The sequence below is a fragment of the Streptomyces sp. NPDC020884 genome (assembly GCF_044333935.1).
GTDB lineage: Bacteria > Actinomycetota > Actinomycetes > Streptomycetales > Streptomycetaceae > Streptomyces.
This window is the reverse complement of the sequence record NZ_JBIRRY010000009.1, coordinates 154,850-180,740: the sequence shown is the minus strand read 5'-3', so window position 1 is coordinate 180,740 and position 25,891 is coordinate 154,850. Positions and strand designations below refer to the sequence as shown.

The 25,891-nt window shown below is 70.9% G+C and carries 18 protein-coding genes, 1 tRNA gene and 1 pseudogene; 6 read left to right on the top strand and 14 right to left on the bottom strand.

Features of this window, described 5'->3' with window-relative positions:
- Nucleotides 1-30: 30 nt before the first annotated feature.
- The gene (locus ACH4UK_RS26490) at nt 31-1,563 is read right to left on the bottom strand and encodes an MFS transporter (protein WP_398360220.1); all 1,533 of its coding nucleotides are present in this window, start codon (nt 1,561-1,563) and stop codon (nt 31-33) included.
- A 61-nt stretch (nt 1,564-1,624) separates the two neighbouring features.
- Here ACH4UK_RS26490 and ACH4UK_RS26485 point away from each other — a divergent pair, with 61 nt between their 5' ends.
- Nucleotides 1,625-2,695, top strand: a complete 1,071-nt coding sequence (locus tag ACH4UK_RS26485; RefSeq protein WP_398360218.1) for a helix-turn-helix transcriptional regulator — start codon at nt 1,625-1,627, stop codon at nt 2,693-2,695.
- 131 nt (nt 2,696-2,826) lie between these two features.
- On the opposite strand, the gene ACH4UK_RS26480 is transcribed toward ACH4UK_RS26485, so the two are convergent.
- A complete protein-coding gene (locus ACH4UK_RS26480; RefSeq protein WP_398360217.1) occupies nt 2,827-3,828 on the bottom strand; it encodes an RNA polymerase sigma factor RpoD/SigA in 1,002 nt (333 codons plus the stop codon).
- A 610-nt stretch (nt 3,829-4,438) separates the two neighbouring features.
- Between ACH4UK_RS26480 and ACH4UK_RS26475 the strand changes: the two genes are divergently transcribed.
- On the top strand, nt 4,439-5,467 hold the full coding sequence (locus ACH4UK_RS26475; protein ID WP_398360215.1) for a questin oxidase family protein: 1,029 nt from the start codon (nt 4,439-4,441) through the stop codon (nt 5,465-5,467).
- Between the two features lie 143 nt (nt 5,468-5,610).
- Here the strand turns inward: ACH4UK_RS26475 and ACH4UK_RS26470 are convergent, their stop codons facing one another.
- Nucleotides 5,611-6,393: a dioxygenase gene (locus ACH4UK_RS26470; RefSeq protein ID WP_398360213.1), complete on the bottom strand. Its 783-nt coding sequence runs from the start codon at nt 6,391-6,393 to the stop codon at nt 5,611-5,613.
- Between the two features lie 264 nt (nt 6,394-6,657).
- Between ACH4UK_RS26470 and ACH4UK_RS26465 the strand changes: the two genes are divergently transcribed.
- Nucleotides 6,658-7,170 carry a MarR family winged helix-turn-helix transcriptional regulator gene (locus ACH4UK_RS26465; protein ID WP_398360211.1) on the top strand — a complete coding sequence of 171 codons (513 nt, stop codon included), beginning with the start codon at nt 6,658-6,660 and terminating at the stop codon, nt 7,168-7,170.
- 84 nt (nt 7,171-7,254) lie between these two features.
- Here ACH4UK_RS26465 and ACH4UK_RS26460 read toward each other — a convergent pair whose 3' ends face one another.
- Together ACH4UK_RS26460 and ACH4UK_RS26455 are read right to left on the bottom strand one after the other, a co-directional pair.
- Entirely contained in the window at nt 7,255-8,778 is a 1,524-nt protein-coding gene (locus ACH4UK_RS26460; RefSeq protein ID WP_398360210.1) for an MFS transporter, read from the bottom strand.
- Between the two features lie 240 nt (nt 8,779-9,018).
- Nucleotides 9,019-9,678: a TetR/AcrR family transcriptional regulator gene (locus ACH4UK_RS26455; protein ID WP_398360208.1), complete on the bottom strand. Its 660-nt coding sequence runs from the start codon at nt 9,676-9,678 to the stop codon at nt 9,019-9,021.
- A 269-nt stretch (nt 9,679-9,947) separates the two neighbouring features.
- On the opposite strand from ACH4UK_RS26455, the gene ACH4UK_RS26450 reads away from it, so the two are divergent.
- Entirely contained in the window at nt 9,948-11,225 is a 1,278-nt protein-coding gene (locus ACH4UK_RS26450) for a M6 family metalloprotease domain-containing protein (RefSeq protein WP_398360206.1), read from the top strand.
- Between the two features lie 37 nt (nt 11,226-11,262).
- Here ACH4UK_RS26450 and ACH4UK_RS26445 read toward each other — a convergent pair.
- The 8 genes and pseudogenes from ACH4UK_RS26445 to ACH4UK_RS26410 all read right to left on the bottom strand — a co-directional run.
- Nucleotides 11,263-12,714 (bottom strand): annotated as a pseudogene (locus ACH4UK_RS26445) (class I adenylate-forming enzyme family protein); the annotation flags it as partial.
- 290 nt (nt 12,715-13,004) lie between these two features.
- Entirely contained in the window at nt 13,005-14,729 is a 1,725-nt protein-coding gene (locus tag ACH4UK_RS26440) for an AMP-binding protein (protein WP_398360205.1), read from the bottom strand.
- A 17-nt stretch (nt 14,730-14,746) separates the two neighbouring features.
- Nucleotides 14,747-16,660 carry an FAD/NAD(P)-binding protein gene (locus tag ACH4UK_RS26435; RefSeq protein ID WP_398360203.1) on the bottom strand — a complete coding sequence of 638 codons (1,914 nt, stop codon included), beginning with the start codon at nt 16,658-16,660 and terminating at the stop codon, nt 14,747-14,749.
- A 31-nt stretch (nt 16,661-16,691) separates the two neighbouring features.
- On the bottom strand, nt 16,692-18,083 hold the full coding sequence (locus tag ACH4UK_RS26430) for a TrpB-like pyridoxal phosphate-dependent enzyme (protein WP_398360201.1): 1,392 nt from the start codon (nt 18,081-18,083) through the stop codon (nt 16,692-16,694).
- Nucleotides 18,084-18,103: 20 nt separating this feature from the next.
- The gene (locus ACH4UK_RS26425; RefSeq protein WP_398360199.1) at nt 18,104-18,361 is read right to left on the bottom strand and encodes an acyl carrier protein; all 258 of its coding nucleotides are present in this window, start codon (nt 18,359-18,361) and stop codon (nt 18,104-18,106) included.
- Nucleotides 18,362-18,408: 47 nt separating this feature from the next.
- Nucleotides 18,409-19,005, bottom strand: a complete 597-nt coding sequence (locus ACH4UK_RS26420) for a LysE family translocator (protein WP_398360197.1) — start codon at nt 19,003-19,005, stop codon at nt 18,409-18,411.
- A 692-nt stretch (nt 19,006-19,697) separates the two neighbouring features.
- On the bottom strand, nt 19,698-22,700 hold the full coding sequence (locus tag ACH4UK_RS26415) for a CHAT domain-containing protein (RefSeq protein ID WP_398360195.1): 3,003 nt from the start codon (nt 22,698-22,700) through the stop codon (nt 19,698-19,700).
- Complete coding sequence (locus ACH4UK_RS26410; RefSeq protein WP_398360194.1) at nt 22,685-23,359, bottom strand: hypothetical protein; 675 nt, start codon at nt 23,357-23,359, stop codon at nt 22,685-22,687. Before ACH4UK_RS26410 ends, ACH4UK_RS26415 begins: the two co-directional genes overlap by 16 nt.
- Nucleotides 23,360-24,069: 710 nt before the next feature.
- Between ACH4UK_RS26410 and ACH4UK_RS26405 the strand changes: the two genes are divergently transcribed.
- A tRNA-Arg gene (locus ACH4UK_RS26405) sits at nt 24,070-24,142 on the top strand.
- Between the two features lie 110 nt (nt 24,143-24,252).
- Here ACH4UK_RS26405 and ACH4UK_RS26400 read toward each other — a convergent pair.
- On the bottom strand, nt 24,253-24,903 hold the full coding sequence (locus ACH4UK_RS26400; protein ID WP_398360622.1) for a DUF4333 domain-containing protein: 651 nt from the start codon (nt 24,901-24,903) through the stop codon (nt 24,253-24,255).
- Between the two features lie 190 nt (nt 24,904-25,093).
- On the opposite strand from ACH4UK_RS26400, the gene ACH4UK_RS26395 reads away from it, so the two are divergent.
- Nucleotides 25,094-25,891, top strand: coding sequence for an ATP-grasp domain-containing protein (locus tag ACH4UK_RS26395; RefSeq protein WP_398360192.1), 798 nt, complete (start codon nt 25,094-25,096; stop codon nt 25,889-25,891).

Below are 25,891 nucleotides of genomic sequence, written 5' to 3'. Positions count from 1 at the left end.
CCGCCGGGGCCGGTTCCGCTGCCCCGGCGGTCAGTTCGCGTCGCCCTCGACGTGGACCCGCGGCCGGGCGGGCAGAGCGAACATCACCAGGAAGATCACCGAGAGCACCCCGGCCACCCACCACAGCGACTGCTGGAACGCGTCGACGAACGCCGGGCCGAGCGCCTCGGGGGCCAGCCGGTCGCCGATCGCGCCGAAGAAGACGACGGACACCAGGCCGAGGCCGAGCGCCGTCCCCATCTGCTGCACGGTGTTGATCAGGCCGGACGCCGAACCGGCGTGCTCCTTGGGCACTTCGGAGAGCACCGCGTCGGTCAGCGGAGCCACGATCAGCCCCATCCCCACGCCCATGACCACCAGCGGGACGGCCATCTGCCAGGACGTGATGCCCATGCCGTACTGCTCGCTCTCCCAGAGGTAGATCAGCAGTCCGGCGATCATCAGGAGCGCGCCGGCCTGGAGGACCTTGCGGCCGAAGCGGGGCACGAGCTTCTGCACGGAGATCCCGGCCGCCACCGAGACCGAGACGGAGAACGGGATGCCCGTCGTGCCGGCGCGCAGCACGCTCCAGCCGAGGCCCATCTGCATGTAGAGGGTCCAGACCAGGAAGAAGATGCCGAGCCCGATGCCGAAGGTCAGTTGAACAGCGATGCCGGCGGCGAAGCTCTTCACCCGGAACAGGGACAGTTCGATCAGCGGCGAGCCGTCGGTCAGGGACTTCTGCCGCTGGTAGATCACCAACGCCGCGAAGACGAACAGGCTGCCCACCATCGACAGATGGCCCCAGAGAGGCCAGCCCAGCTCGTGCCCCCGGGTGAGCGGATAGATGAGCATCAGCATGGCCAGGGTGACCAGGGCGACGCCGGGCAGGTCGAGACGGACCGCCTTGGGGGCCTTCGACTCGGTGATGAACTTCGCGCCGAGGATCAGTCCGGCGATGCCGACGGGCAGGTTGATCAGGAAGATCGGCCGCCAGGAGAGCCCGAAGAGGTCCCACTCCGTGAGCAGTGCGCCCAGCAGCGGACCGGAGACCGCGCCGAGCCCGACGATCGCGCCGAAGAGACCGAAGACCTTGCCGCGCTCGTGGGCCGGGAAGGTGGCGTGCACGATCGACAGCACCTGTGGCACCATCAGCGCGGCCGTGGCGCCCTGGAGGATGCGTGCCGCGACCAGTATGTCGGGGCTGCCCGCGATGCCGCACAGGGCGGAGGCGAGGGTGAACCCGCCGATGCCGATGAGGAAGAGCCGCTTGCGCCCGTAGATGTCGCCGAGCCTGCCGCCCGTGATCAGCCCGGCCGCGAACGCGAGGGCGTAACCGGCGGTGATCCACTGGATCGCGGAGACGGAGGCTCCCGTCTCGCGCGTGATGCTGGGGATCGCGATGTTGACGATCGTGACGTCGACCAGGTCCATGAAGGCCGCGGTCATCACGATGGCCAGCGCGAACCAGCGACGCCGGTCGGCCTCTGCGGGAGCGGGTGCGACCGGCGTCTTCCCCGGTGCGGGTGTCGTGGGCGGTGCGAGGCGGGACGCCGCGGGCGGCGGAGGTGCGGAAGAAGGCATGGGAAGAACCTATGCATTCATTAGGTCAGATCATGACCTGATGGTCCGGCATCCTGCACCCATGTCCGACACCCCCGCACGCCTGCTGAAACTGCTGTCGCTCCTCCAGACCCCCCGCGAGTGGCCGGGCGGCGAGCTGGCCGAGCGGCTCGACGTCAGCCCGCGCACGATCCGCCGCGACATCGACCGGCTGCGCGACCTGGGCTACCCGGTCGAGGCCTCGCGCGGCTCGATCGGCGGCTATCGCCTGGTGGCGGGCGCCGCCATGCCGCCCCTGCTGCTGGACGACGAGGAGGCGGTGGCCATCGCGGTGGGGCTGCGGGCCGGGGCGGGGCACGCGATCGAGGGCGTCGACGAGGCCTCCGTACGGGCGCTGGCGAAGCTGGAACAGGTGCTCCCCTCCCGGTTGCGGCACCGGGTCTCCGCGCTCCAGAACGCCACGGTGCCGCTGACCCGGGGCGACGGCGCGACCATCGACCCGCAGACCCTGACGGCGCTGGCCTCGGCGGCCACCGGGCGGGAGCGGCTGAGGTTCGCGTACCGCAGCGGCGACGGCACCCGGACGAAGCGGCAGGTCGAGCCGTACCGGCTGGTGAGCACCGGGCAGCGCTGGTACCTGGTGGCGTACGACCTCGGCCGGGAGGACTGGCGGACGTTCCGGGTGGACCGGGTCGGCGAGCCGCAGGCCACGGGGGCCCGGTTCACGCCGCGACCGCTGCCCGTCGAGGACCCGGGAAGCAAGGCGGGGAACGAGGGTGGGAGCGACGCGGGAAGCGGGGACGCCGCGAAGTTCCTGGCCCGGTCGATGAGGCGGATGCAGCCGGAGCTGCGCCTGGATGTGTGGTTCGGCGCACCGGCGGAGTTCGTGACGGCGCGGCTGCCCGCGGGATTCGGGGCGCCGGAGCCGGACGGGGCGGGCGGCTGCCGGCTGCGGACCTCGTGCACCGACTCGCTGGAGTGGGTGGCGCTGCGGCTGGCACTGGTGGACTGCGAGTTCTCCGCGCAGGGGCCGCCGCAGCTGGTGGCGTACCTGGAGGCACTGGGCGCCCGGCTGACCCGCGCCGCCACGCCCCCGCCCCGGGGGGACGCCCCGGAAGGGGGCCGGCTCCCGGCTGCCCCGGAACAGGGATGAGCCCCGACGCCGGGGGGGGTGGGCGCCGGGGCTCAGCTGGGGGACCGGTGAAAAACCGGTCGGGTGACCGGAATGACCCGGTCGGTCAGCCGGTGCGAACCGGCTTGATGGGGAGATTACGGGTTATTGGCTCACGCCGCAGCGTCAAAGCCCGTGTCGTGAGCCATTCGCTTCAATTCGAGCAGTGCGTGCTTCTCTATCTGGCGGATCCGCTCCCGCGTGAGGCCGTGCTGCTTGCCCACTTCGGTCAGGGTCCGCTCGCGCCCGTCCTCGATGCCGTACCTCATCTTGATGATCGAGGCGGTCCTGTTGTCGAGCTTGCCGATCAGGTCCTCGAGCTCCTCGCTGCGGAGCAGAGTCATCACCGACTGCTCGGGCGAGACGGCGGAGGTGTCCTCCAGCAGGTCGCCGAACTGGGTGTCGCCGTCGTCGTCCACGGACATGTTGAGGCTGACCGGGTCGCGGGCCCAGTCCAGGACGTTGCCGACGCGCTCGGCGTTGGAGTCGAGCTCGGCGGCGATCTCCGCGTGCTCCGGGTCGCGCCCGTGCTCGCGGTTGAACTCGCGCTGGACCCGGCGGATCCGGCCGAGCTCCTCCACCAGGTGGACGGGGAGCCGGATCGTGCGCGACTGGTCCGCTATGGACCGGGTGATGGCCTGCCGGATCCACCAGGTCGCGTACGTGGAGAACTTGAAGCCCTTGGCGTAGTCGAACTTCTCGACCGCGCGCACCAGGCCCGCGTTGCCCTCCTGGACCAGGTCGAGCAGAGGGAGCCCCGCGCGCGGGTAGCGGCGGGCCACGGCGACGACGAGCCGGAGGTTGGAACGGATGAATATGTCCTTGGCGCGCTCGCCCTCGGCGACCAGCGCCTCCAGCTCCTCACGCTTCGCGTCACCGGCGTCGCTCTCCACCTCACCGCCGAGGATCTGCTGGGCGTAGACGCCCGCCTCGATGGTCTGGGAGAGGTCGACCTCCTTGGCGGCGTCGAGCAGCGGTGTGCGGGCGATCTCGTCCAGGTACATGCCGACCAGGTCGCGATCGGCGATTTCCCCGCCCACGGCGCGAACACTGCCTGCCCGGCCGGTCCCACCGGAGGTGGTGGACGTACGACGGGCGACGGCACGGGTTGCCATGCGTGCTCCCTTGCTGAGTAGGTCGCGACACCCTTTCGGGTGCCCTGCATCCGATGGAAACAACGACTGGAATCCGGACAGAATTCCCATGCCGCACATTCACTTTCGCGGTCATGCAGTACCCTGTCCGGCGCCGACCGCCGGATCCCTGCCTCGGATCCCGCCGGACGCGCAGGTCAGAGCCGTTTCCGAGGCCGGCCCGGCCCCTTCCGGCTCCCGGATCGGGTACCCGGAATCATCGCGCCCATGAGACCGCGCTCACATCCACGCCCCTTCTTGCGCCACCCGGCCACCCCGGGGTCCAGGAGGGCCGCGCTCCTGCCGTGAAAGACGTCTCGGGCGCCGTTCGGGTTGCTCAGGATGTCCGCGATATGCCGGATCGGTCGTTCTCGGGACCTCGGCCCGGCCCGCTCCCGGGACCTCGGGCCGCCCCGGCCGGGAACCACGGCCCGGCGTACCAGGACCTCGGTCGGAGACCGACCGGGACCTCGGTCCCAGGCCTACCGGGACCGCAGCCCGATCCGCCGGGGCCCGCACCCACCTAGCGTGACCGGCACGGACGGCACCACGGCCGGGACAACACGGACGGCACCACGGGAGCGTGATCGGCATGGACGACACCACGGGCACCCTCGACGAGGCACTGGAGCGCATCCACCTCTCGGGGCCGGAGCGCGACGGCTGGCTCAGCAATCACGCGCCGATGGCCGTGGAGGCCCTGGTGCGGCACGGTCAGGCGTCGGCCGTGCACCGGTGGCTGGACCGCTACGGCCCGAAGCTGGAGGAGATGCCGGACACCGGCTCCCCCGTGACCGCGCGGAACTGGACCGAGGCGCTCGGCGACCCGCGCCGCGTCGCCGACTGGACGGCGTACTTCGAGCGGGAGACGGCGGAGAGCCCCTGGCGCGAGGTGCTCGCCGAGTGGTGGCCCCGGCTGCTGCCGGGCATCGCGGCGGGCGCCACGCATCCGGTGATCCGGGTGGGCCATGCCGTACGGACCCTGCTGACCGGCGAGGAGACCGCCCCGCGCGTCCGGGAGCTGGCCCACGCCCTCGGCTACTGGGCCGCCCGGCACCAGCCGCTGCCCGCCCTGGTGCCGCTCGGCCCGGCCCCGAGCGCGGCGGCGGCGCTGGACCGGGTGCCGCTGGTGCCCGACCCCAGGGGTGGCATCCGGGACCGGTTCGCGCAGCTCACCGGGTTTCCGGACTGGCCCGGTCCCGGGCAGGAGCCCGCCGGTCCGGAGGCGGCCCGGTCCGCGCTCCGGGAGCTGATCCGGGCCTCGACGCACCGGTACGCCACCCACGCGCACGGCGAGCCGATCATGCTGGTCCACGCGGCGACCGCGCCCAACGCGGTCCTGCGCACCCTGCCGGCCCTGCCCGGCGCGCTGTGGACGCCGAGCCTGCGGGCCGCCTGGGCGGCGAGCGCCGCGGTCACCGCCGCCTACGCACCCCGGGAGGCGGCCCCGGTTCCGGGCTCGGCATCGGGCGCGCCGGACCCCGGGGAGTTGTTCGCTCGGGCGGCGGCGCACGGCGACGATCACACCATCAAGTTCACCGACACGGCGCTGGACGTCGGCGACCCGCTCGCGTTCGCCGCCGCCCGGCGCGCGATCGAGCTGAACCCACCGGTGTTCTGACGGGGCCTTCCGGCGTCCCGACCGAACCCGCCGGCCGGTGTTCCGACCGGACCCTCCAGCGTCCCGGCCGAACCCACCGACCGGTGTTCCGACCGGACCTTCCGGCGTCCCGGCCGAACCCACCGGCCGCCCTTCCGGAGCCCTCAGCCGAACTGCAGCGAGCGCTTCGCCAGCCCCATCCAGAACCCGTCGATGACGCTCCGCCCCCGGTCCAGCTCGTCCTCGGCCGCGCCCAGCGTCACGAACAGCGGCGCGAAGTGCTCGGTGCGCGGGTGGGCCAGCTTCCCGGCCGGGGACGTGTGCTCGAAGTCGATCAGCGCGTCGATGTCCTGGGCCCGCAGGGCACGGTCGCCCCAGTCGTCGAACTCCGCCGACCAGCCGGGAACACCGCCACCCTGGTGCCGCAGAGCGGCCAGGTTGTGGGTGAAGAAGCCGCTGCCGACGATGAGCACGCCCTCGTCGCGCAGAGGGGCGAGTTTGCGCCCGATGTCCATCAGCTTCCGCGGGTCGAGGGTCGGCAGGGAGATCTGGAGTACGGGGATGTCGGCGTCCGGGAACATCTCCACCAGCGGTACGTACGCCCCGTGGTCCAGGCCCCGGTCCGGGATGTCCTGGACCGGCGTACCGGCGCCGCGCAGCAGTTTGCGGACGCTGTCGGCGAGCCGGGGCGCGCCGGGGGCCCCGTACCGCACCGCGTAATAGTGCTCGGGGAAGCCCCAGAAGTCGTACACGAGCGGCACGGTCTCGACGGCTCCCAGGGCGAGCGGGGCCTCCTCCCAGTGGGCGGAGACCATCAGGATCGCGCGCGGGCGGGGCAGGCCCGCGGACCAGGCGGCGAGCTCACCGGGCCAGACGGGATCGTCGGCCAGCGGCGGTGCGCCGTGCGAGAGGTAGAGGGCGGGCATGCGCTCCGCGGTGGCTGTCATGACACTCCCCATCCACTGGACGCGGAACCCGGGGTGCTGGGCACCGCGTTGGGTGCACAGGGCACTGGTTCCGGTCACGAGTTCGTCCGAGCAGGAGTTCCCCGAGGTCATCCGGGGGATCGTTGTTCAGGGGTCCTGCGGAATCCCTGCGGATCCGCGCCGGATCCCTTTCGGGAACCTCCTCGCAGGCTTCTTGAAACTTCAAGTTCCTACTTCCGGAGACCTTAGCCCTATCTAGTTAAACTTTCAAGAAAAGGTCGTACAGTGGAGCACATGACCACGGCATCCACCGGCGCGCCGCGCTGGCTCACCGACGAGGAGCAGTACGCCTGGCGGGCCTATCTGCATGCCACCACGCTGCTGGAGGACCACCTCGACCGCCAGTTGCAGCGCGATGCCGGTATGCCGCACATCTATTACGGGCTGCTCGTCCAGCTCTCCCAGGCTCCCCGTCGCCGCCTGCGGATGACGGAGCTGGCCCGGAACGCGAAGATCACCCGTTCCCGGCTCTCGCACGCCATCGCCCGGCTGGAGAAGAACGGCTGGGTGCGCCGCGAGGACTGCCCCTCCGACAAGCGCGGGCAGAACGCGGTGCTCACCGACGACGGCTACGCGATGCTCCGCCGCTCGGCGCCGGGCCACGTCGAGGCCGTACGGCAGGCAATGTTCGACCGGCTCACCCCCGAGCAGGTGAACAGCCTCGGGGAGATCATGCGGGTGCTCGCCACCGGTCTCGAACCGGAGGGCACGGACGCGGATCTGCCCTGGCTCCGCTGAGCGATCGCTGAGCGGTCGCGGAGCGGAACCAGGGCAGAGGCGGGATTCGACCCGTGCCGGCGGGCCTGCGTCGAGGAGTCGGCGTCAGTGGGCGACGACCGGGATCTTGAACTCTTCCTCGGCGCCCGCACCGGACGCTCCGTCCACCGAGCCCGACCCCGTTCCGGGGCGGCCGGTGTTGATGAGGGCGATCGCGATGGCCGCGGCGGCGACGAGGATGCCGACCGCCCACCAGATCGCGGCGGCGAAGCCGCTGACCATGGCCTGGAGCTCCAGGAGCCGCGGGTCCGTGGCACGGGCAGCGTGGTCGGCGACGTACGCGGTGGTGGCGCTCGCGGCGATGGTGTTGAGCAGGGCGGTGCCGATGGCGCCGCCGACCTGCTGCGAGGTGTTGACCATCGCGGAGGCCACTCCCGCGTCACGCGGCTCGATGCCGTGCGTGGCCAGGGACATCGCCGGCATGAACGCCGTACCCATGCCGAGGCCGAGCAGCAGCATGCCGGGCAGGATGACGGCCGCGTAGCTGGTGTTCAGATCCAGCTGGGTCAGGAACAGCATGCCGACCGCGGCGACCAGGAATCCGGGGCCCATCAGCAGACGCGGCGGGACCCGGGTCATCAGCCGGGTGCCGATCTGGGTGGAGCCGGTAATCATGCCCACGATCATCGGGAGGAACGCGAAGCCGGTCTTGACCGGGGAGTAGCCCTTCACGACCTGGAGGTAGTAGGTCAGGAAGAGGAACAGCCCGAACATCGCGATGATGGCGAGACCCAGCGAGAGGTAGACCCCGCCGCGGTTGCGCTCGGTCAGCACGCGCAGCGGCAGCAGCGGCGACTTCACGCGCGACTCGGTCACGACGAAGGCGAGCAGCAGCACGGCGGCGGCGACGAACATCGAGACGGTCAGCGTGTCCGACCAGCCGGCCGACTCGGCGCGGGTGAAGCCGTACACCAGGGCGACCAGGCCGAGCGTGGAGAGCACGACGCCGGGGATGTCCAGCGGTGCGCGGTTGCGGGCGCCGGACGGCTCACGGATCACGAAGTACGCGCCGGCGGCGGCGACGATGGCGAACGGGATGTTGACGAAGAACGTCCAGCGCCAGTTCAGGTACTCGGTGAGGAAGCCGCCGAGGATCAGCCCGACCGCGCCACCGCCACCGGCGATGGCCCCGTAGATGCCGAACGCCTTGGCGCGCTCCTTGGCGTCGGTGAACATCACGGCGAGCAGGGACAGGGCGGCCGGGGCGAGCAGGGCACCGAAGACACCCTGGAGGGCCCGGGAGCCGAACATCATCGCCTCGTTCTGGGCCGCTCCGCCGAGCGCGGAGGCCAGGGCGAAGCCGATCAGGCCGACGACGAAGGTGCGCTTGCGTCCCCAGAGGTCGGCGATCCGGCCGCCGAAGAGGAGGAGCCCACCGAAGGCCAGGGCGTAGGCGGTGATGACCCACTGCTTGTTGCCGTCGGATATGCCGAGGTCGGTCTGGGCGGAGGGCAGCGCGATGTTCACGATGGTCGCGTCGAGGACGACCATCAGCTGGGCGAGCGCGATGAAGGCCAGCGCTTTCCAGCGACTCGGATCGGGAAGGGCTGTGTCAGCCGTTTTTGACATGGGTGTAGCCACCTAAGGACGTGCGAGGGCGCCGAGGCGTCGCGAAGTGGGCGTCGGCGGTACGTGCTGGCGTACGCGCGACGGGATGAAGTGGAGTGTGGACGTGGACACGGCGGTCCACAGGATGGTGTTTCCGGTTGACGGAGAAGCGTCGGGCGGGCGAACGCCCGCGGGCGTCACCGGTGCGGCCGGGGCCCCTCGGTCAGGGACGGGGCCGGAAGGTTCAGTTCGGTGCGGGCGTCAGGGGCGCCGCAGGTCCTCCAAGGTCGCCGCCGATCCGGGCAGTACGGAGCGGGCCGGGGTCTCCAGTCCGTCCAGGAACAACTGCAGGTGACGGTGGGTGAACCGGTCGATGCCCTGGCAGGCGATGCCGGGGAGCGGCCGGGTGAGCTGGGAGAGGGCGACGAGTACGTCACCGACGGCGATGTCGGTGCGCAGCCGCCCCGCGGACATGGCGCGCGCCACGAGCCCTTCGACGGCCTCTTCGAGGCGCCGGCGCTCGGCGAGCAGTTCGGGGTGGTCCTTGTCGAAGACGCCGGAGAGCATCGGGCACAGGGCGCCGATCCGTTCGTCGGCGGCCGCGTGCACGAAGCGGCTGAGCGCGGCGAACGGGTCGGACTCCGCGGCGACGGCCTCTTCGGCCCGGAGGGTGGTGCGGGAGGTGACGGCGAGGACGACCTCATGGGTGAGGGCGGCCCGGTCGGGGAAGTTCCGGTAGAGCGTGGCGTTGCCGACGCCCGCCCGCCGTGCGACGTCGTCCAATGCCACGTCGGGCCCGAACTCGACGAACAGCTCGCGGGCGGCCGCGACGATCCGCTCGCGGTTGCGCAGCGCGTCGGCCCGCGGGCGGGCCGTGCGGCACTGCGCTGCCGGTGCGGTGTTCTCGGCGACGGTCTCCACGACGACGGTCCTTCCCTTCACCTCTGTGTAGCCGGTCGGCCCCGGTCGGTAACTGGGGACCGTTTCCCCGTTTAGCGGGGACACGTATGCAAACGGGGAGAGGATCCCCGCTTATTTCCCACCCCCATGTGACCTGAGTCACATCACCTCCGAAGGGAAAACCCTCCGATCGGCGCACCCAGCGAGCGGCCCCGGACCACTCGGCACAGGCTGATCGCCAGAGCGCAGTCAGGGGTCGGCCGACTGCCGCGGACCCCGAAGGCGCCTCTATGCAGCAGCCCCGCCACCGGATACGCAGACACCGCCGCCCGGTCGCCCTGGCCGGCGCGACCGCGCTGGTCATAGCGGCCATGGCATCGGCCAGCACCACCCTGCCCACCGCCGGGCGCGCCTCGGCGGGCCCGGCGGCCACCGCCCAGGACTCCGCGCTCGCCCCGTGCCGGATCTCCTCCACCATGGGCGTGCAGATGTCCGAGGGCCTGCCGACCCCGCCCGGCTACGCCCGGTCGACCGGCGAGATCAGGGCGCTCAACCTGATGATCGACTTCCCGGACGCTGAAGGGACGGAACCCGCGACGGACCGGTACGCGGAGTTCTTCCCGCAGACCTCCGAGTGGTTCAGGGCCAGCTCCTACGGCCGGCTCGTCTACCGGCCCGAGGCCCCCGTCAAGGACTGGCTGCGGATGCCCCTGCCGTTCACGGAGTACGGGATAGAGCGCGGCTCACCGTTCGAGCCGGGCTACCGTCAGCTGGTGAAGGACATCGTCGCGGCCGCCGACCCCCGGGTCGACTTCTCCGCGTACGACCTGGTCAACATCCTGGTCAGCCCGAACGCCGGCCCCTCCGCGCTGGACACCGTGCTCTCGGTGACCTTCTCCGGCAACGACGAGGCCCCGACGGCGGACGGCGTCCCGCTCTCCAACACCTCGTTCGTCTACAGCCGCCAGGACGACGGATCGGGGTCGTACGCCGAGACCGGCTACCGCGTCCTGCCGCACGAGAACGGCCATGTCTTCGGCCTCCCCGACCTCTACACGATGGAGGGCGGCGGCTCGGTGGGGCACTGGGACATCATGTCCGAGGACTGGGGCGCCAACAACGACTTCCTGGCCTGGCACAAGTGGAAGCTCGGCTGGCTCGACAACGACCAGATCAGCTGCGCCTCGCAGTCCGGCATCAGCGAGCACACGCTCGGCCCGCTGGCCACCGAGGGCGGCACCAAGCTCGCGTTCGTCCCGCTGAGCGCCCAGTCCGGCTACGCCGTGGAGGTCCGCACCGCCGGGGGCAACGACGAGGCGGTCTGCCGGCCCGGGGTGCTGATCTACAAGGTCAGCTCCGACGTGGACACCGGCCAGGGCCCGGTCTCCGTCGCCGACGCCACCGAGGACAGCGGCGGCTGCACCCGGCGCCCCAACGTCCACGCGGAACTGTCGGACGCCCCGTTCCGCCCCGGACAGACCTTCACCGACCGGGCCAACGGCGTACGGATATCCGTGCTGGACGAGGACGACGACGGCAACTACCGGGTACAGGTCACCCGCCCCTGAGCGGCCCGTCGGTGCGCAGCACCTCGGCCGGCCGCTACTGGAGCCGGCCGACGACGGAGATCCGGCCCTCCCGGCGTACGGCGAGGTCCCCCGTACGGAACCAGCCGCCGTCGCCGAACGCCTTCCCGGTCGCCGCCGCGTCGCGCCAGTAGCCCCGGAAGAGCGACTGGCCGCGCAGCCACAGCTCGCCCGGCTCCCCGTCCGGCAGCTCCTCCCCCGAGGGCCCGGCGACCCTCACCTCCGTCACCGGGGTCGGGCGGCCCGCACTGCCGGGCTCGGTGCGGTAGTCGTCGCCGAAGTGGGCGAGGACCCCGCCGCCGGTCTCGGCCAGGCCGTACCCGTTGCGGGGCTCGACACGCGCGCCGTACCGGGCGGTGAGGCGGGCGACCAGGGCGGGCGGGGGCACGGCTCCCCCGGTGTCGAACAGCGTGAGGCTCTCCAGCCCGTCCCCCGCCCGCTCCGCGGCCTCCAGCAGCTGGAGCCCGGTGGAGGGGGACCCGGCGAAGTGCGTGACGCGGTGCGTACGGATCAGCCGCAGCGCCTCGTCCGCGTCCCACTCGTGCATCAGGACGAGGGCGCCGCCGACCGCCATCGCCCCGTAGCAGCCGGTGAACGCGGCGGCGTGGAAGAACGGGAACGTCATCAGCGAGACCGGGGCCGGCCCCTGCCCCGGGATGACGCCGCGCGCCAGTGCGGAGGCCGCCGCGTGGTAGCGGGGATTGAGTGCGGCCGCCGCCTGGGCGAGATGGGTGGCCACCGCGCCCTTGGGGCGGCCGGTGGCGCCCGAGGTGTAGAGGATCGTGGCGTCGTCCTCGGGCCGGGGCTCCACGTCGGGCGGCGCGGCCAGCGGGTCGGGGGCGGGGAAGTCCTCGTACCGCTCGACGCGCAGCCCCGAGGCCTCGTCCCCCTCACCTCGGGGACTGTCCGCCGCCCGGCCCGCCCCGTGGAAGAGAACGATCCGGGTGCCGGTCCGCCGGGCCCAGCCCGCGACCCGGCCCAGCCGCTCCCCGTCCACCAGGAGCACCCCGGGCGCGCAGTCGTCCAGGGCGTGCGTGAACTCGTCCTCGGACCACCGGGCGTTGAGCGGTACGGCGACGAGACCGGCCAACTGGGCGGCCCAGAAGGCGATCTGCCACTCGGGGTGGTTCCGCATCGCGATCACGGCCCGGTCCCCGGGGCGCAGCCCGTACCCCTCCCGCAGACGTACGGCGAGGGCGGAGGCGGCCGCGAAGAACTCGGCGTAGGAGTACCGCTGTTCACCGGCGATCAGGAACGGCGTGTCCCGGTAGGCCCAGGTGGTCTCCACGAACTCCCGGAGCGTGCGGGGCCCGTCGGCGTACTCCGGCGTCCCCCGCTCGCCGAGGACCACGGCGAAGGGTGCGCCGGGCGCGGTGAGCGAGGCCTCGACGCGCGCGGCGCGGCGGGTGCGTTCCGCACGGGCCGCGGTCTCTTCGGGGGCCGGGGGCGGGGACGGATGGGTGTGCGGCACGGACGGCCTCTCTCACGCTGGCGCTGGCTGACACGCGTGACGCTATGCGGGAGGCGGCTCGACGCAAAGGGGCGGCCCGTCATCCCTGGCGGGGACGGTCGCGCGGGACGGGGGCGGCGGGACGGCGGGCGATCCCCGCCGGACAGGTCCGGGGCGTCGAAGTGCCGCTCGGCCCGGTTGGCGCAGGACCTCCTCCGCCACCACCGGGGCCGAGGCCCGCCACCGGTGGGGGCGAACTCCGCACCCCGCCGGTGGCGTCAACCGGACGGATCGACTTCATACCTCCGCGGTCAGGGCGTCCTCGCCACGGGTTCCGCCGCAGGTTGCGCTGCGGGTTCCGTTGCGGGCGAGGGGATCCGGGGGGCCGGCAGCCCGGTGGTGAACTCGACCTTTCGGGACCTGCGCAGCGCCCGGACACCCTCTCGCCGGACCTTGCCCGATTCGGTGCGCGGCAGGTCGTCCACGAACTCCAGGAACCGAACCGGCTGGGACGCGGACAGCCGTTGCCGCAGGTGCGCGAAGAGCGCCTCGGCGGTGGCCCGGCTGGCGTTCCACCCGGCGGCGAGCACGACGTACGCCTTGGGCGCCAGTGCCGTGCCCTCGGACACCGGCACCACGGACAGTTCGGCGACGGCGGGGTGCAGCACCAGCACGTGTTCGAGCTCGAGGGGGGCGATCAGCGACCCGTCCGGCCCCTCGAACACGTCCTTGCGCCGCCCGAGATAGACCAGGGACCCGTCGCTGTTCCACCGGGCCAGATCACCGGTTCGGTAGAGGCCGCCCGGGGTGTGGATGGCGGCGTTGTCCTCCGGGTCCAGATAGCCGCGCATCATGCCGACCGGTTCGTTGCTCAGGTCCAGGCACAGCTCGCCCTCCTGGGCCGGCTCGTCGGTGCCGGGCCGGACGACCACCAACGCGTAGCCCGGCAACGGGTGGCCCATGGACACCGGGTCAGCCGCGGAGGAGGCGGTGACCCCGGCCAGGGCGGTGACCTCGGACTGCCCGAACCCGTTGCGGACGGTCACCCCGGCGAGGTCGCGGACCTGCTCGACCACATCGCCCATGAGCGGTTCACCGACGCTGACGGCGTGCCTCACCCCGGGCAGGCCGTCGGGCAGACCGGTCCGGATCAGCGCCCGCCAGGTGCTGGGCGGGGCACAGAAGCTGCTGATCGTCCCGGTTCGCAGGACCTCCAGCAGCCGCTGCGGGGTCGCGTCCGCGCTGTCCATGGACACCACGGTGGCCTCGGCGTTCCAGGGACCGAACAGGGAGCTCCACGGGTACTTCGCCCAGGCCGGGGCGGAGACGTTGAGATGGGTGTCCCCGGGCTTCAGCCCGTTCCAGTACATGCTCGCCAGATGGCCGATCGCGTAGCTGACGTGGGTGTGCACCACCAGCTTCGGCCGCGAGGTGGAGCCGGAGGTGAAGTAGTAGAACAGCGGCTCGTCGGCCTCGGTGGGGCCCTCCGGCACGAAGGCGCCCTCGTGCTCGGCCGAGGCGGCGAAACCGACCCAGCCTTCGTGCTCCCCGCCCACGACGATCCTGGTCCGGAGCCCGTCCACCGCGAGCCCCGGCACGATCCGATGGTCCGCGATCATGTGCTGGGCCTTGGCCCGGCCGATCCTGGTGCTCAGCTCCTCGGGCGAGATGGAGAGGAAGAGGGGGACGACGACGGCCCGGATCTTGATCAGGGCCAGCATCAGCTCCCAGAGTTCGAGGCGGTTGTCCATCAGCAGGACCACCACCTCGCCCCGGCGCACGCCCTGCGACGCCAGCCAGTCGGCGGTCCGGTCGGAGCGCCGGGAGAGCTCCTGGAAGGTCAGTTCGCCCTGCCCCACGATGCGCAGGGCCACCCGGTCGTTGCCCTCGGCGATCCGGTCGAACCAGTCGATCGCCCAGTTGAACTGCCGCGGCCGCGGCCACTGGAAAGCCTTGCGTGCGGCGTCCTGGTCCTCGGCGTGCTGCAGCAGGACGTCCCGCGCGGCCCGGAACTCCCGGTAGGCATCGTCTTGCACGGACAACGTTTCCCCGATCACTGGAAGGCCTTGGACTTGGCCCGGCGCAGCACGCTGAGTGCGATCACGTCGGCGTCCCTGGAGAAGGAGGTGTTCACACCCGGCCTGCCGTTGCCGATCTGGGTGAACCAGCACACCCGCTCGGTCGGAATGCCCAGCGCGTAGACGGCCCGGTGCGGCCTGCCGTCGGCGGTGATCACGCGGCGCTCGGCCGGTGTGATGTGCAGCGCGCCGGTTTCGAATATCTCCTCGTCGTCGCCGTGCACGAACCCGACGGCCACCCGCTCGTCGACCAGTTGCCGCATCAGCGGGTCGGTGTTGCGCACCAGACCGGCGGCCGGGATCCGCGAGTCGATGAGTACGTCGCAGTGCCTGCGCGAACCCTCGACGGCCGGGGACTCCAGGAAGAACCGGCCCTGCTCGGCGTCGTATCCGTGCTGTACGTCCGGCCCTGCGACGTCGAGCACCTTGGCCTCGATCAGCGCCAGGAACTGCGCGGAGCGTTCCAGAGGCGGGCCGGTGAAGAGCCGCGAGGTCCGCGAGACGAACCGGCCGAGGAAGTCGGCCCGATGGGACCGTGGAGTGAGTCCGCCGAAGTCCACGGCGTGCCGCAGTACTTCGCGGGAGTCGCGGATGGCGTCCAGTGCGGCCTTGAGCGCACTGTCCACATTGCCCTGACCGGCCTCCGCGATGTCGGCGCGCATGATGCGCCCCACCTCGGCGACGACGTCCGCGGCGGAGTCGAACCGCTGGGTCCGGAAGGGCCTGGACAACTGGTCTAGGTCGACGGGTGCCACGTCCTGGAGCCCGTGGCGCAGGGCCGCGTCGCGCCAGCTCGCCAGGTCCGGGCCGATGGCGCGCAGCTCGGCGGCGAGCTCCTCGGCCCGCGCCGCCCCGTGCTGGATCCTTGCCTGGGTGGTGTAGTAGACGTAGTTGATCTCGGCTTGCAGCAGGGGCAGGACGTCCTGGTCGAAGTCCAGGCTCGGGCTTCCCCGGCCCGCCACGTTGCGCTCGCGCAGTCGGCCGATGGCGGCCGAGGTGAGGAACTTCGGCGCCGAGCGGCCGGTCACGTCCTTCTGGTTACGGCCCCGCGAAAGGATCGGCAGGCCGCTGCGGGAGCCCGCTACCAGCTTGGGTTCGTTGCCGCTCGGTACGTAGAACATCGACCCGTCGACGCTCTCCTTGAACTTCCCGCCCCGGCCGACGGTGCAGGACATCAGGATGTCGTAGAAGGACAGGCCGAGCCCCACCACACCGACCGTGGCGTGCGACGGGATCGAGGGCAGGTCCAGGTCGGCGGCCGAATCGCCGCTGAGGTAACGGAGTCCGGGCCGCTCCCGCGCGGACCGCGCCAGCGCGGACTGGTGCTCCGTCAGCTCCGCCCGTGCGTGGCCGGAGGTGATCACCACCGCGTCGGCGGTCACGGTGAACGCGTCGTCCGATGTGGACACTTCGAGGGTGTAGGCGTCCTCGGACTCCCGCAACGAGGTGACCCGGCCGACCACCTCGACGATCTCGCCGAGCTCGGACACGCTGCGCACCACCGCGTCGTACACATACCGCAGATACCTGCCGTAGGCGTATCTCGGCGCATAGTCGTCACGGCCCAGACCCGACAGGGCCGGGTCCGGCTGTGTGCTCAACCACTGTTGGAAGGACAGGCCGGCGCCCGGCCGACACGGCTTGCTGTCGTCGACCCCGGAGAACATGCTGATCTCGCCGACCACGGTGTTCATCAGGAAGCAGGTCTCCTGGTCGGTGCGCCAGATGCGGCCCGCCCCCAGTTCGGCCGCATCGATCAGCCAGATTCTGACCCTGGGTGGGTCGGATTCCGCCGTCAGGTTGGCCGCGATCCGCTCGAACACCGAGATCCCGCGCGGCCCGGTTCCCACGATTGCGACGTTCAGCACCTCGTCGGTCAGGTGTCGCACGGCCTGTCACCCCCATCTGTGAAGCGTTTCCTCAGCGCGCTGCCGCGCCGAGGTCGTCCATGGCCGGCAGGCGACCGAGTGATGCGGCGATCAGTTCGTCGGAGGCCGCCATGTCGGTCATGCCTCCGCTGAGGAAGTGCTCGTAGGCCGACAGGTCGAGCAGTCCGTGGCCACTGAGGTTGAACAGGATGACCTTCTCCCGGCCTTCCTTCTTGGCCAGCAGCGCCTCGTCGATCGCGGCCCGGATGGCGTGCGCCGACTCGGGGGCCGGGATGATGCCCTCCTCGTTGGAGAAGGTGATGCCGGCCTCGAACACCGAGTGCTGCGGGTAGGCCACCGCCTCGATGAGCTTCTGGTGGTACATCGCGCTCACCAAAGGGGCGGCGCCGTGGTAGCGCAGGCCGCCGGCGTGGATGCCCGGGGAGACGAAGGTGTGCCCCAGGGTGTACATCTTGGTCATCGGCGTGACGCCGGTGTAGTCGTTGTAGTCCCAGGCGTAGCGGCCCTTGGTGAGCTTCGGGCAGGCCTCGGGCTCCACCGCGACGAACCGGGTGTCCAGGCCTTCGCGCACCTTCTCGTGGAAGAACGGCAGGGTGATGCCGGAGAAGTTGCTGCCCGCGCCGACCGAACCGATCACGACGTCCGGGAAGTCGCCGATCGCACGGAACTGCCTGACCGCCTCCTGCCCGATCACGGTCTGGTGCAGCAGGACGTGGTTCTCCCCGCTTCCCACCGACAGGTTGCAGCGGTCCACCTGCCGGGCGTGCTCGAAGGCCTCCGCGTTGGCGATGGACAGGCTGCCGTCGGTGTTGGGGTCACGGGCCAGCGCGGCGCGGCCGGCCTCGGAGTTCTCGTTGGGGCTGGAGATGACCTCGGCCCCGTTCATCTCCATCATGATCCGGCGGTAGGGCTTCTGGTTGTAGCTGACCCGCACCATGTAGACGGTGCACTTGATGCCGAAGATGCGGCAGGCGACGGCGAGCGCCGACCCCCACTGGCCGGCGCCGGTGCCGGTGGTCAGGCTCGTGATGCCGGCCTGCTTGTAGTAATAGGCCTGGGCCAGCGCGGTGTTCAGCTTGTGGCTGCCGGTGGTGTTGGTGCCCTCGTACTTGTAGTAGATCCGGGCCGGGGTGTCGAGCAGCCGCTCCAGCCGATGCGCCCGGTTGAGGGGGGTCGGCCGCCAGCGCAGGTACTCCTCGCGCACCGGCTGCGGGATCTCGACGAACCGCTCCCGGCCCATGCTCTGCCGGTACATCGACAGCGGGATCTGCGGGGTGATCGGGCCGCCGTCCTGGCGGGTCTCCGGCCTGGCCTGCCGCAGCTTCGCCGCGTCTTCGACGCCGCTGAGGTCGGACAGCACGTTGTACCAGTGCGTGGGAACGATTTCTTCAGGTGTCAGCGAAGCTTCTGCCGAATTTGCCATGATGTCTCCGATCCTGGTTCCTAAGAACTTCCGACGTGGGACTGGACCAACTTCGCGATGTCGCCGACCCGGCTCAGCGCGGCTTCGAATATCTCACCGTCTCCGATCTTGATGTCAAACTCCTGCTCAAGACGGACAACGATTTCAAGAATATTGAGTGACTCGATTCCGATCTCGTGCAACTCGTCATCGAGTGCGATATCGGCAGGCGCAGACGAGCCGATCACGGCCGTGATGACCTCGCGCACCCGAGTTTCGATCTTCTCAGGAGACGTCACATCAATCCCTCTTCCCGGACAGTCCTTCGCTTATTTCGGCCATTCCGCTAAGCCATGGGAGCGGCCATCGCCACGGTGCGCAGCCCGAGGAGCAGCAGGATCGCTCCGCTCGCCCAGGCCAGTCCCACGCGCACCGCCGGTCTGACCAGGAGCCGCCTTGCCAGGCCGACGAGCCCGACCACCACCGCGTACCAGGCGGCGCTGATCAAGATCTGGACGGCGGTGAGTGTGGCCACATCGGCGGGTGAACCGCCGCCGGCCGGCAGGAACTGGGGGATCAGCGCCAGGTAGACGGTGGCCATTTTGGGGTTGGCAGCACTGGTGACCAGCCCTGATCGATAGGATTGCCACAAGGTGAACGCATCGCGCCCCTCAGGTGCCTCCGTCGGCTGGTGGCCGTAGTTCCGCCGGTTGTACACCGTCGTCACCGCGAGGTAGCAGAGGTAGGCGGCGCCCGCCAGCTTGAAGGCGGTGAACACCGTCTCGGAGCTCTGCATCAGCGCAGCCAGCCCGAGGGTCGAGGCGACGGCCCACATGAGCAGGCCGGTACTGCTGCCGAGAATGGTCACCATCCCGGCCCCCCGACCGAATCGTAGTGTCTCGTTCACCAGCACCATGAATGACGGCCCCGGCGCAGCAACCATGACGAAAACCGTCGCAATGAAAACCCCAGTCACCATGAGGGCGGCTCAATTCCGGCCAACATGCGACCGGAATATGGATCGAGCACTTGCGCGTCCAAACGGAAGACACCCCTCCAGTTTTCGGCATCCATGGTTGTCGATTGTCGGCGCCGGCTTTCCGGCGTCTACGGTATCCGCCTCGGGCATAGCGGGCAACCAACCTCCAATGTATTGAGGCAGCCAACGGGCATTAATCACGGCCAATTTCGGCCATCCCGAAGTACGGCCAGAAACATGTTCTACCGGATGCGGCCACGGCATCCGCAGAGCCCGATCGCGGCCACCATGACGCGGGTGTCGTCGCTGGTGGCAGCCTGTCGCCAGGGCCTGGCACCGACACCACCGGGCGATCCGGCGCAGGCCGCGCTCGCGGCCGGGCGGCCGGGGGTGGCCGTACGAAGACACGCGGGAGACAGACGAGATCGGGACAGATCGACGGGGCGAGCCCAGCCGTACCCGACGGGGTGAACGCACACCGCCGTGAACGCGCGGACGAGCGCGAGGGAGACGGTCCCCGCGGCCGGGTCTTCGGTCACCTGCCGGGGGTGCGCGCGGCGGCCGCTCGGGCGGCGCCTCGGCCGTCATCGGCACCTGCCGGCCGCCGCCCCCTCGCAGGATGCACCTGTTCGTTCACCGCGAGACCGCGGCAGAAGTCATGGGCCGATGTGCACAGGGGAGGCCCAGAGGGAGGGGCGGTCGGGGTGGCGTGCTCGGAGCTCGGACACCGCGTGGTGGAGTGCAGGGGCGACGCCCGTGCTCGGGTAGGCGGTCAGGTGCTGGTAGAAGGACTCGGCCAAGCGAACGCTGGCATGGTCGGCCACCGGCCAGAGGCTTCCCACCAGGTCGCTGAAGCCGGCCAGTTGGAAGGCGGAAAGCAGGTTCAGCGACTCATCGGGGACGTCGATACGACTGCGGGCGGTCCCACAGGCGGACAGAAAGGCCAGACCCCCCTGTCCGGCGCGGGCGGTCGCGATGTCGCTGAAGTGCAGCCTGCCGTCGGGCAGGACGAGGTGGCCTTCGTAGTGACGATCGGCGTCGAACCCCGCATGGCCGGCGATGTGGACGATGTCGTGGCGCTGGAGCTCCGCCATCAGACGCTCGCGCGTGGCAGCCTGCCCACGCAGGAGGCGGGCTCCTGGCAGCAGGCCGATGAGTACAGCGGCTTCCTCGTCGGCACCGGGGAGATCGGGAACTCCGGGAGCGTGCGGTACGGCGACAACCAGCGGCCGGCTCCCGGCGCTCGTCCGCGACGGCCGCGTTCGGCCGAGTGCGCGCACCGTGCCGGTGTACGACGAGGTCACCAGGTCGAAGGCGGAGCCTTCCGCGGGGCGCTCTGCCATGTGCAGGGGAAAGTAGGAGAGGAAACCGGTGGGACACCACCACAGTCGTGGCCTGCCGGTCGGATCGTCCGTGCCGCTACGAGGAAGGTCCCGGACGGCGTCGAGGACCGGGCCGACGACGGCGTCCCAGAGCAGTGCCAGGCCGGACCGCACGTCGTCCTCGGCGAGAAGCCGCTCGCGTACGGAGCGTTCGGCGTCCAGCGCGAGTTCGGATCCGGCGATGATGCTGGTGCTGAGCGCCCTGACGGTGGCCCGGCTGAGCCGGGGCAGGGGGAGCGAACGTACACCGTCCTCCGTCACGATCAGTGCGTGGGATCCCTCGCCGTCCTTGCCGGCGATGGGCACCACCACCGGGCCCGCCTTGCACGCGGCGAGGATCTCCGCGAGGCGCGGCGGATGAAGGAATCCCTCGAACCCCGGCACCCGTCGGACCTCGGCTGTCAGCCGCTCCCGCTGTTCGGCCAGTTGCTGCCGACGGTCGGCGTCCGGTGCCGCCCGCCATTCGCCCGGGAGGGTCTCCAGCGCGGCTGCGAGCTCGGGGGACCGGGCGCGCAGACGTTCCAAGTCCGCCGAGATGGCCGCTGATTCCCCATGGATCAGCCCGCGTCCCTGTTCCAAGAGTTCGAGTGCCCGTTCCGGCCGGCCGATGGAGATCAGGCACGCAGCGGCCACCGCTGGGAGCGGCGCGTACTCCACGAGGGTGCGGGCCCGGTCCCGGTCGTCCCACACCTGTCCGACGCGTTCCGGGAGGAGACGGACAGCGAGCGTCAGATCCTCCGCGGCGGTGGCAGGGGCGCCCAGGGCTAGGGCGAGCTTGCCCGCAGCCCACGCACCGTCCAGACGGTGGCGCACGGAGGCGGCGGCGGAGTCTGCCACCTCGCGCAGCAGCCGTGCCGCTTCGCCCGCGTCCGCAGGGTTGCCGAGATCCACGTACCGGTTGTTGAGTGCGGATCCGAGTATGAAGCGCCGCACTGCCTGTCGGTACGGGGTGTCCGCCGCGTCGACGGCCGTCCGCAGGAGGACCACGGCCTCATCGAGGGCCGCGCGGTCCCCGGAGCGGGTGTACCGGTCCGACAGGGCGTTGGCCAGTGCTTCCAGCACCACGCCGGTCGGCTGGCCGGAAGAATCCTCGTAGGCCTCTCGGGCCAGGAGCAGTGCCTCGTCGGTGTCACGGGCTGCCGCCTCCCCTGGCCGGGAGAGCGTGGCCCGTAGCCTCAGCCAGCGGCTGAGGTTGGCTGCCAGCGCGATACGCAGCTCCAGCGCCGGTCCCGGGCCGGCCGTCGAGGCAAGTGCGGTCCGGCCGAGGCTGATCATCTCGTTCAGTGTCGCGGTGTCGATCAGCCCGCTCTCGTCCCCGGCCAGTCTTTCGAGGTGGAAGGCGAGATTGTTGAGTTCCCGGGGGATGGCCGGATGCCCAGGCGGAAGTGCCGCGACCAGTGATCTGCTCAGGGCCACCGCTTCGCGCAGGCACCCGATGTCGCCGGTCGCCTGGTACTGGCGGTGCAGCAGGCCGGCGAGGTTGGTGGTGTGGTCCGGCCGGTTCGGATGGTCGCCCGGCAGCATCTTCAGCGCCCTGCGGTTCAAGCCGATGAGTTCGGCGAGCGCGTCGGGGGTGTGCCGGGACTCGTAGGCCACGAGCAGCACCTCGCACAGGCGTGTCAGGTAGGCGGCCTGCTCGGGCGTTTCGGAAGAGGACTCCTCGAACAGCCGCCGGGCGAAGCCGAGTGCGCCCGTCATGGCGTCCGGGACGGCGTGGTGCTCGTGAAGCAGAGTCAGCACGTGCGCCAGGTTGCTGGTGGACCGGGCGCGGTCTGCTTCGGCCTCGGCCATGACCATGCCCAGTTGCAGCACAGCGGCAGCGGCGAGCAGGGCCGTCCTGTCGCGCGGTCCGGCTTCCTGAAGGAGGTGACCCGCGAGGTCGCCCCAGCCACGGACCTGGGGCGCACCTGGCCGTGGAGGTGCCGGAAGGGCACGGCGCACTGCTTCCGGTGCGGACTCCGGTTCGGCGTCCCGCAGGGGGGCGAGCAGCGTGAGCGAGAGCGTCAGATCCCGTTCGTGCCGGGGGTTGCGCTGAGGGTCCGCTCCGCCGCGCAGCCAGAACACCCAGCCGGCCAGTTGGAGGAGACGTAGATGCGGCTCCACGTCGAGCTGCATGTCCTGGACCACGGCGCGTACGGCGGATTCCAGGGATTCGGCCGCTTCCTGCTCCGCCTCGGATACCAACAGGACGCCGATGTCCTGGCGGGCGGAGTACGCCGCGAGCCGTCGCGACAGCGAATGCGCCGCAGGGCCTTCCGGATTCAGGCCCTCCGGCATGGGAGCCACTCCTCTCGGCTCTCGTCCCAGACAAGGGTGCGGCCCCGGAGTTCGGTGCGGTCCATCGCAGCCAGTTGGCGCAGGGCGCTCGCCGGGACGGGATCCGGCACCACAAGGTGCAGATCGGTCTCAGGATCGAGCACGCTGAGGTATTCGGCGGGAGCGGCGGTCGGGGGAGCCTCCACGGCGGCCGGCTCCGCGCTTCGGGAGCCCTGCAACCGGGCGCGCAGACTGGCGTAGGCGTCGTCGGAGGACTTGCCCACGAGAGCCTGCACGAAGGGAAGGACCACCGAGGTGGCGACACCGCCGAGGACCAGCGCCACCCATTCGGGCACGTCGCGTACGACCGGGACCTCGATGGCCTCCCTGTGGGCGGAAGTCTCCGGGCGCCGGGCCATTCCGTCGGCGATCAGAGCGGCGACCGTAGCGGTGTCGCTGCTTCCGGGTATCGGCCGCCCCTCTCTTCCCGGGGACGAGACCTGCCAGTTGTCGTCGGCCGCACTGAAGCGGACGACGCAGTCGTGCGGCTCCTGTGGGTACAAAGGTGGATCGGCACGGAGCCATAGCCACCCCATGTCTCCCGTCCCGTCGCAACTCTCGTCCCAGTAGACCCTCTTGCGCACCAGGCTGAAGCCCCGTGCGAGGAGAGCCTCGGTCATGCCCGCGAGTCGCTCGTCTGCCCCTCGCAGCTCGTTCGTGGCGTCACCCTCTGAATCCAGCACACTCCATTGTCTCCCCAACTTCTTCGTGGGGAGGGGGACTTCGGGTAGTTGACCCTACGTGCGAGCTGTCTCTGCGATGCGCTCACACTGACCTCGGACAGAACCCTCAGCGGGGGCGCGCCCTCGGCGACGTAGTTCTCGCCGCTGTCAGGCTCGACCGGCATCGGGCAGCGAGGGAGACCTCCGACGTAGCGAGACGCTGCACATATTTCCGTCATCGATGGCGCACTCACAGGCATACGCGGAAGCAGGCGCAAGAAGGCCCTGGCCCTGCCACTGCCCGTAGACCGGGAACCGTCGGCCACTGCCCGGAAACCGACATCCCGGCGCCGCACGGACATCCCACCCCACCCGCGCACCGTGGACACCTTGATCAAATAGGCCTCCACCCCCACGCGCTCCCCGGAACTTCCCAGGTCAAACGGCATGGCGCGACCACACGGCGGCGCTGGGCGGCAACGGAGGCGACCGCGGTAACCCCTATCGGCTAGGCTGTCACCGGTCAGTCGACCTTCAGGGTGCCTGCCTGGGAAAGTGTCCCTCCAGACCGCTTCCGGGCATCGCCTCAGGGGAGCCTGACCAGGGCGTTTGTCACAGCCTGCCCGGCATTCCCCACGGGTTTTCCGGCAAGGTTTTCGACAAACCCCGCCTTCGTAGCTCAGGGGATAGAGCACCGCTCTCCTAAAGCGGGTGTCGCAGGTTCGAATCCTGCCGGGGGCACACTCTTCACCAGCATGGACATCAAGAAGGGCCAGGTCAGGGCATATGCCCCGATCTGGCCCTTCGTCGTGTCGTCCCCCGCCGTGTCGCGGGCCCCGGTTCCCCGGGGGTCAGCCGTTCGGAGTGCTGTCGACCTTGAAGCTCATCTTGACGCTGCCGTTGAGGACCGACGTCGCGGTGACCGTCACGCCGTACTGCTTGCCGTCGGCGGCCAGTTGGCAGCGGACCACGGCGTTCACCCGGGCCGGCAGGTCCTCGGGGCAGGAGAAGGCGTCGGGCGCCTGGCCCGTCTGTGCCGTCAGGGCGGCCTTGCCCTGACGGGCCACCTCCGCCTTGGCCACCGCCGGTCCCCCGCCACCGGCGCTCGGCGTGCCGGTGGGCTGGGCCGACTCGGTGGGCTCGGTGGATTCCGGCTCTCCGGAGGCGCCCGCGCCGGGGGCGTCGTCGACCTTGAAGTCCATCTTGACCTTGTCGCCGTCGACCGACGCCGCGGTGGCCGTCATGCCCTGCTTCACGCCGCCCACGGTCAGCTCGCAGCGGACGGTCTCGCCCACCTCGGCCTTGAGGTCGTCCTCGCAGGTGACGTCGTCGATCTCGCGGCCGACCTTCTGGCTCAGGGCCGCCGACGCCTGCTTCGCGACCTCGTCCTTGCTCACCGCCTTGGGGCTGCCCACGCTCACCGAGCAGCCCGCGGCGAACAGCACCGCCAGCATGCCCGCTGCCGTTCGCGCCACGATCCGGTTCCGCGTCGTCTGCTGCATCGATTCCCCCGTAATTATGTTCATGTCAAGCATCAGCGCGTAAACGTATCACTGGGTTCCGGTAGCCGGACGCCTCCGGCCAGGGCCGGTCCGGCGCCCCGGAGGCCGCCCCTCCGCTCACCCCCGGCCGCTCGGCACGAGGAGAAAACCTGTGGGGCGCGACCCACCCCGTACGGGAGGATCGGCGACCATGACCGGTCCGCGCACGCTCGTCCTCCCGCCCCGACTCACCGCCTCCGCCCGGACGTTGCGGGGAGTCGCGCTGCGGCGCGGGATGCGGGTGGTGGAGTCGGCCGCCTCCGCGGTGCCCGAGAGGCTGGGGAGACCGGAGGGGCCAAGTGGGGCGGGCAGGACGGGTGGGGCGGGTGTGCACCTGCATGCCGGGCCCTCCTTCGCCGACGTGGTGGCCCCCACCCTCGGAATCGCCCTCCTGGAGGCTCCCGCCGACTGGCTCGCACGGCTCCCGCAGGCGCTCACCCGGCGGGAGATCCGGGCCATGCCCATCGATGAGGCGTACCGGCTGCGCCGCCCCGCCTTCGTCAAGTCGCCGAACGACAAGAGCATTTCGGCGCTCGTGTACGCGGACGGGTCCCGGCTGCCCGGACCGGATGCCGTGGACCCGGCGACCGTGGTGCTGGTGAGCGACGTGATGACGTTCGCCGTCGAGTACCGCCTCCATCTGCTCGACGGGGCCGTCCACACGGCCGGGCAGTACGCCGAGGCCGGCCGGCTCCGCCTCGGACCGCCGGACAGCGGCGCGCTCGCCTTCGGGCGGGAGGTGCTCGCCGCCACCGGGCAGACCCTGCCCTCCGCGATCGTCGTCGACGTCGGCCGGGACGACGAGGGCCGATGGGCGGTGATCGAGGCCAACGCGGCCTGGGCGAGCGGGTGCTACGCGGCCGCCCCGGACCGAGCCCTGGACACGGTCCTCCGTGCCGCCGGGCCCGCCACGGACCTGTCGCCGCACGACCGCGGGTTCGTACGGTAG

Coding starts and splice junctions, on each gene's coding strand:
- ACH4UK_RS26470 (WP_398360213.1), bottom strand. CDS start 6,393: ATGACAGCCACCGCGGAGCGCATGCCCGCCCTCTACCTCTCGCACGGC.
- ACH4UK_RS26420 (WP_398360197.1), bottom strand. CDS start 19,005: ATGGTTGCTGCGCCGGGGCCGTCATTCATGGTGCTGGTGAACGAGACA.
- ACH4UK_RS26490 (WP_398360220.1), bottom strand. CDS start 1,563: ATGCCTTCTTCCGCACCTCCGCCGCCCGCGGCGTCCCGCCTCGCACCG.
- ACH4UK_RS26400 (WP_398360622.1), bottom strand. CDS start 24,903: ATGCAGCAGACGACGCGGAACCGGATCGTGGCGCGAACGGCAGCGGGC.
- ACH4UK_RS26410 (WP_398360194.1), bottom strand. CDS start 23,359: ATGACCGAGGCTCTCCTCGCACGGGGCTTCAGCCTGGTGCGCAAGAGG.
- ACH4UK_RS26415 (WP_398360195.1), bottom strand. CDS start 22,700: ATGCCGGAGGGCCTGAATCCGGAAGGCCCTGCGGCGCATTCGCTGTCG.
- ACH4UK_RS26430 (WP_398360201.1), bottom strand. CDS start 18,083: ATGGCAAATTCGGCAGAAGCTTCGCTGACACCTGAAGAAATCGTTCCC.
- ACH4UK_RS26485 (WP_398360218.1), top strand. CDS start 1,625: ATGTCCGACACCCCCGCACGCCTGCTGAAACTGCTGTCGCTCCTCCAG.
- ACH4UK_RS26395 (WP_398360192.1), top strand. CDS start 25,094: ATGACCGGTCCGCGCACGCTCGTCCTCCCGCCCCGACTCACCGCCTCC.
- ACH4UK_RS26475 (WP_398360215.1), top strand. CDS start 4,439: ATGGACGACACCACGGGCACCCTCGACGAGGCACTGGAGCGCATCCAC.
- ACH4UK_RS26480 (WP_398360217.1), bottom strand. CDS start 3,828: ATGGCAACCCGTGCCGTCGCCCGTCGTACGTCCACCACCTCCGGTGGG.
- ACH4UK_RS26450 (WP_398360206.1), top strand. CDS start 9,948: ATGCAGCAGCCCCGCCACCGGATACGCAGACACCGCCGCCCGGTCGCC.
- ACH4UK_RS26460 (WP_398360210.1), bottom strand. CDS start 8,778: ATGTCAAAAACGGCTGACACAGCCCTTCCCGATCCGAGTCGCTGGAAA.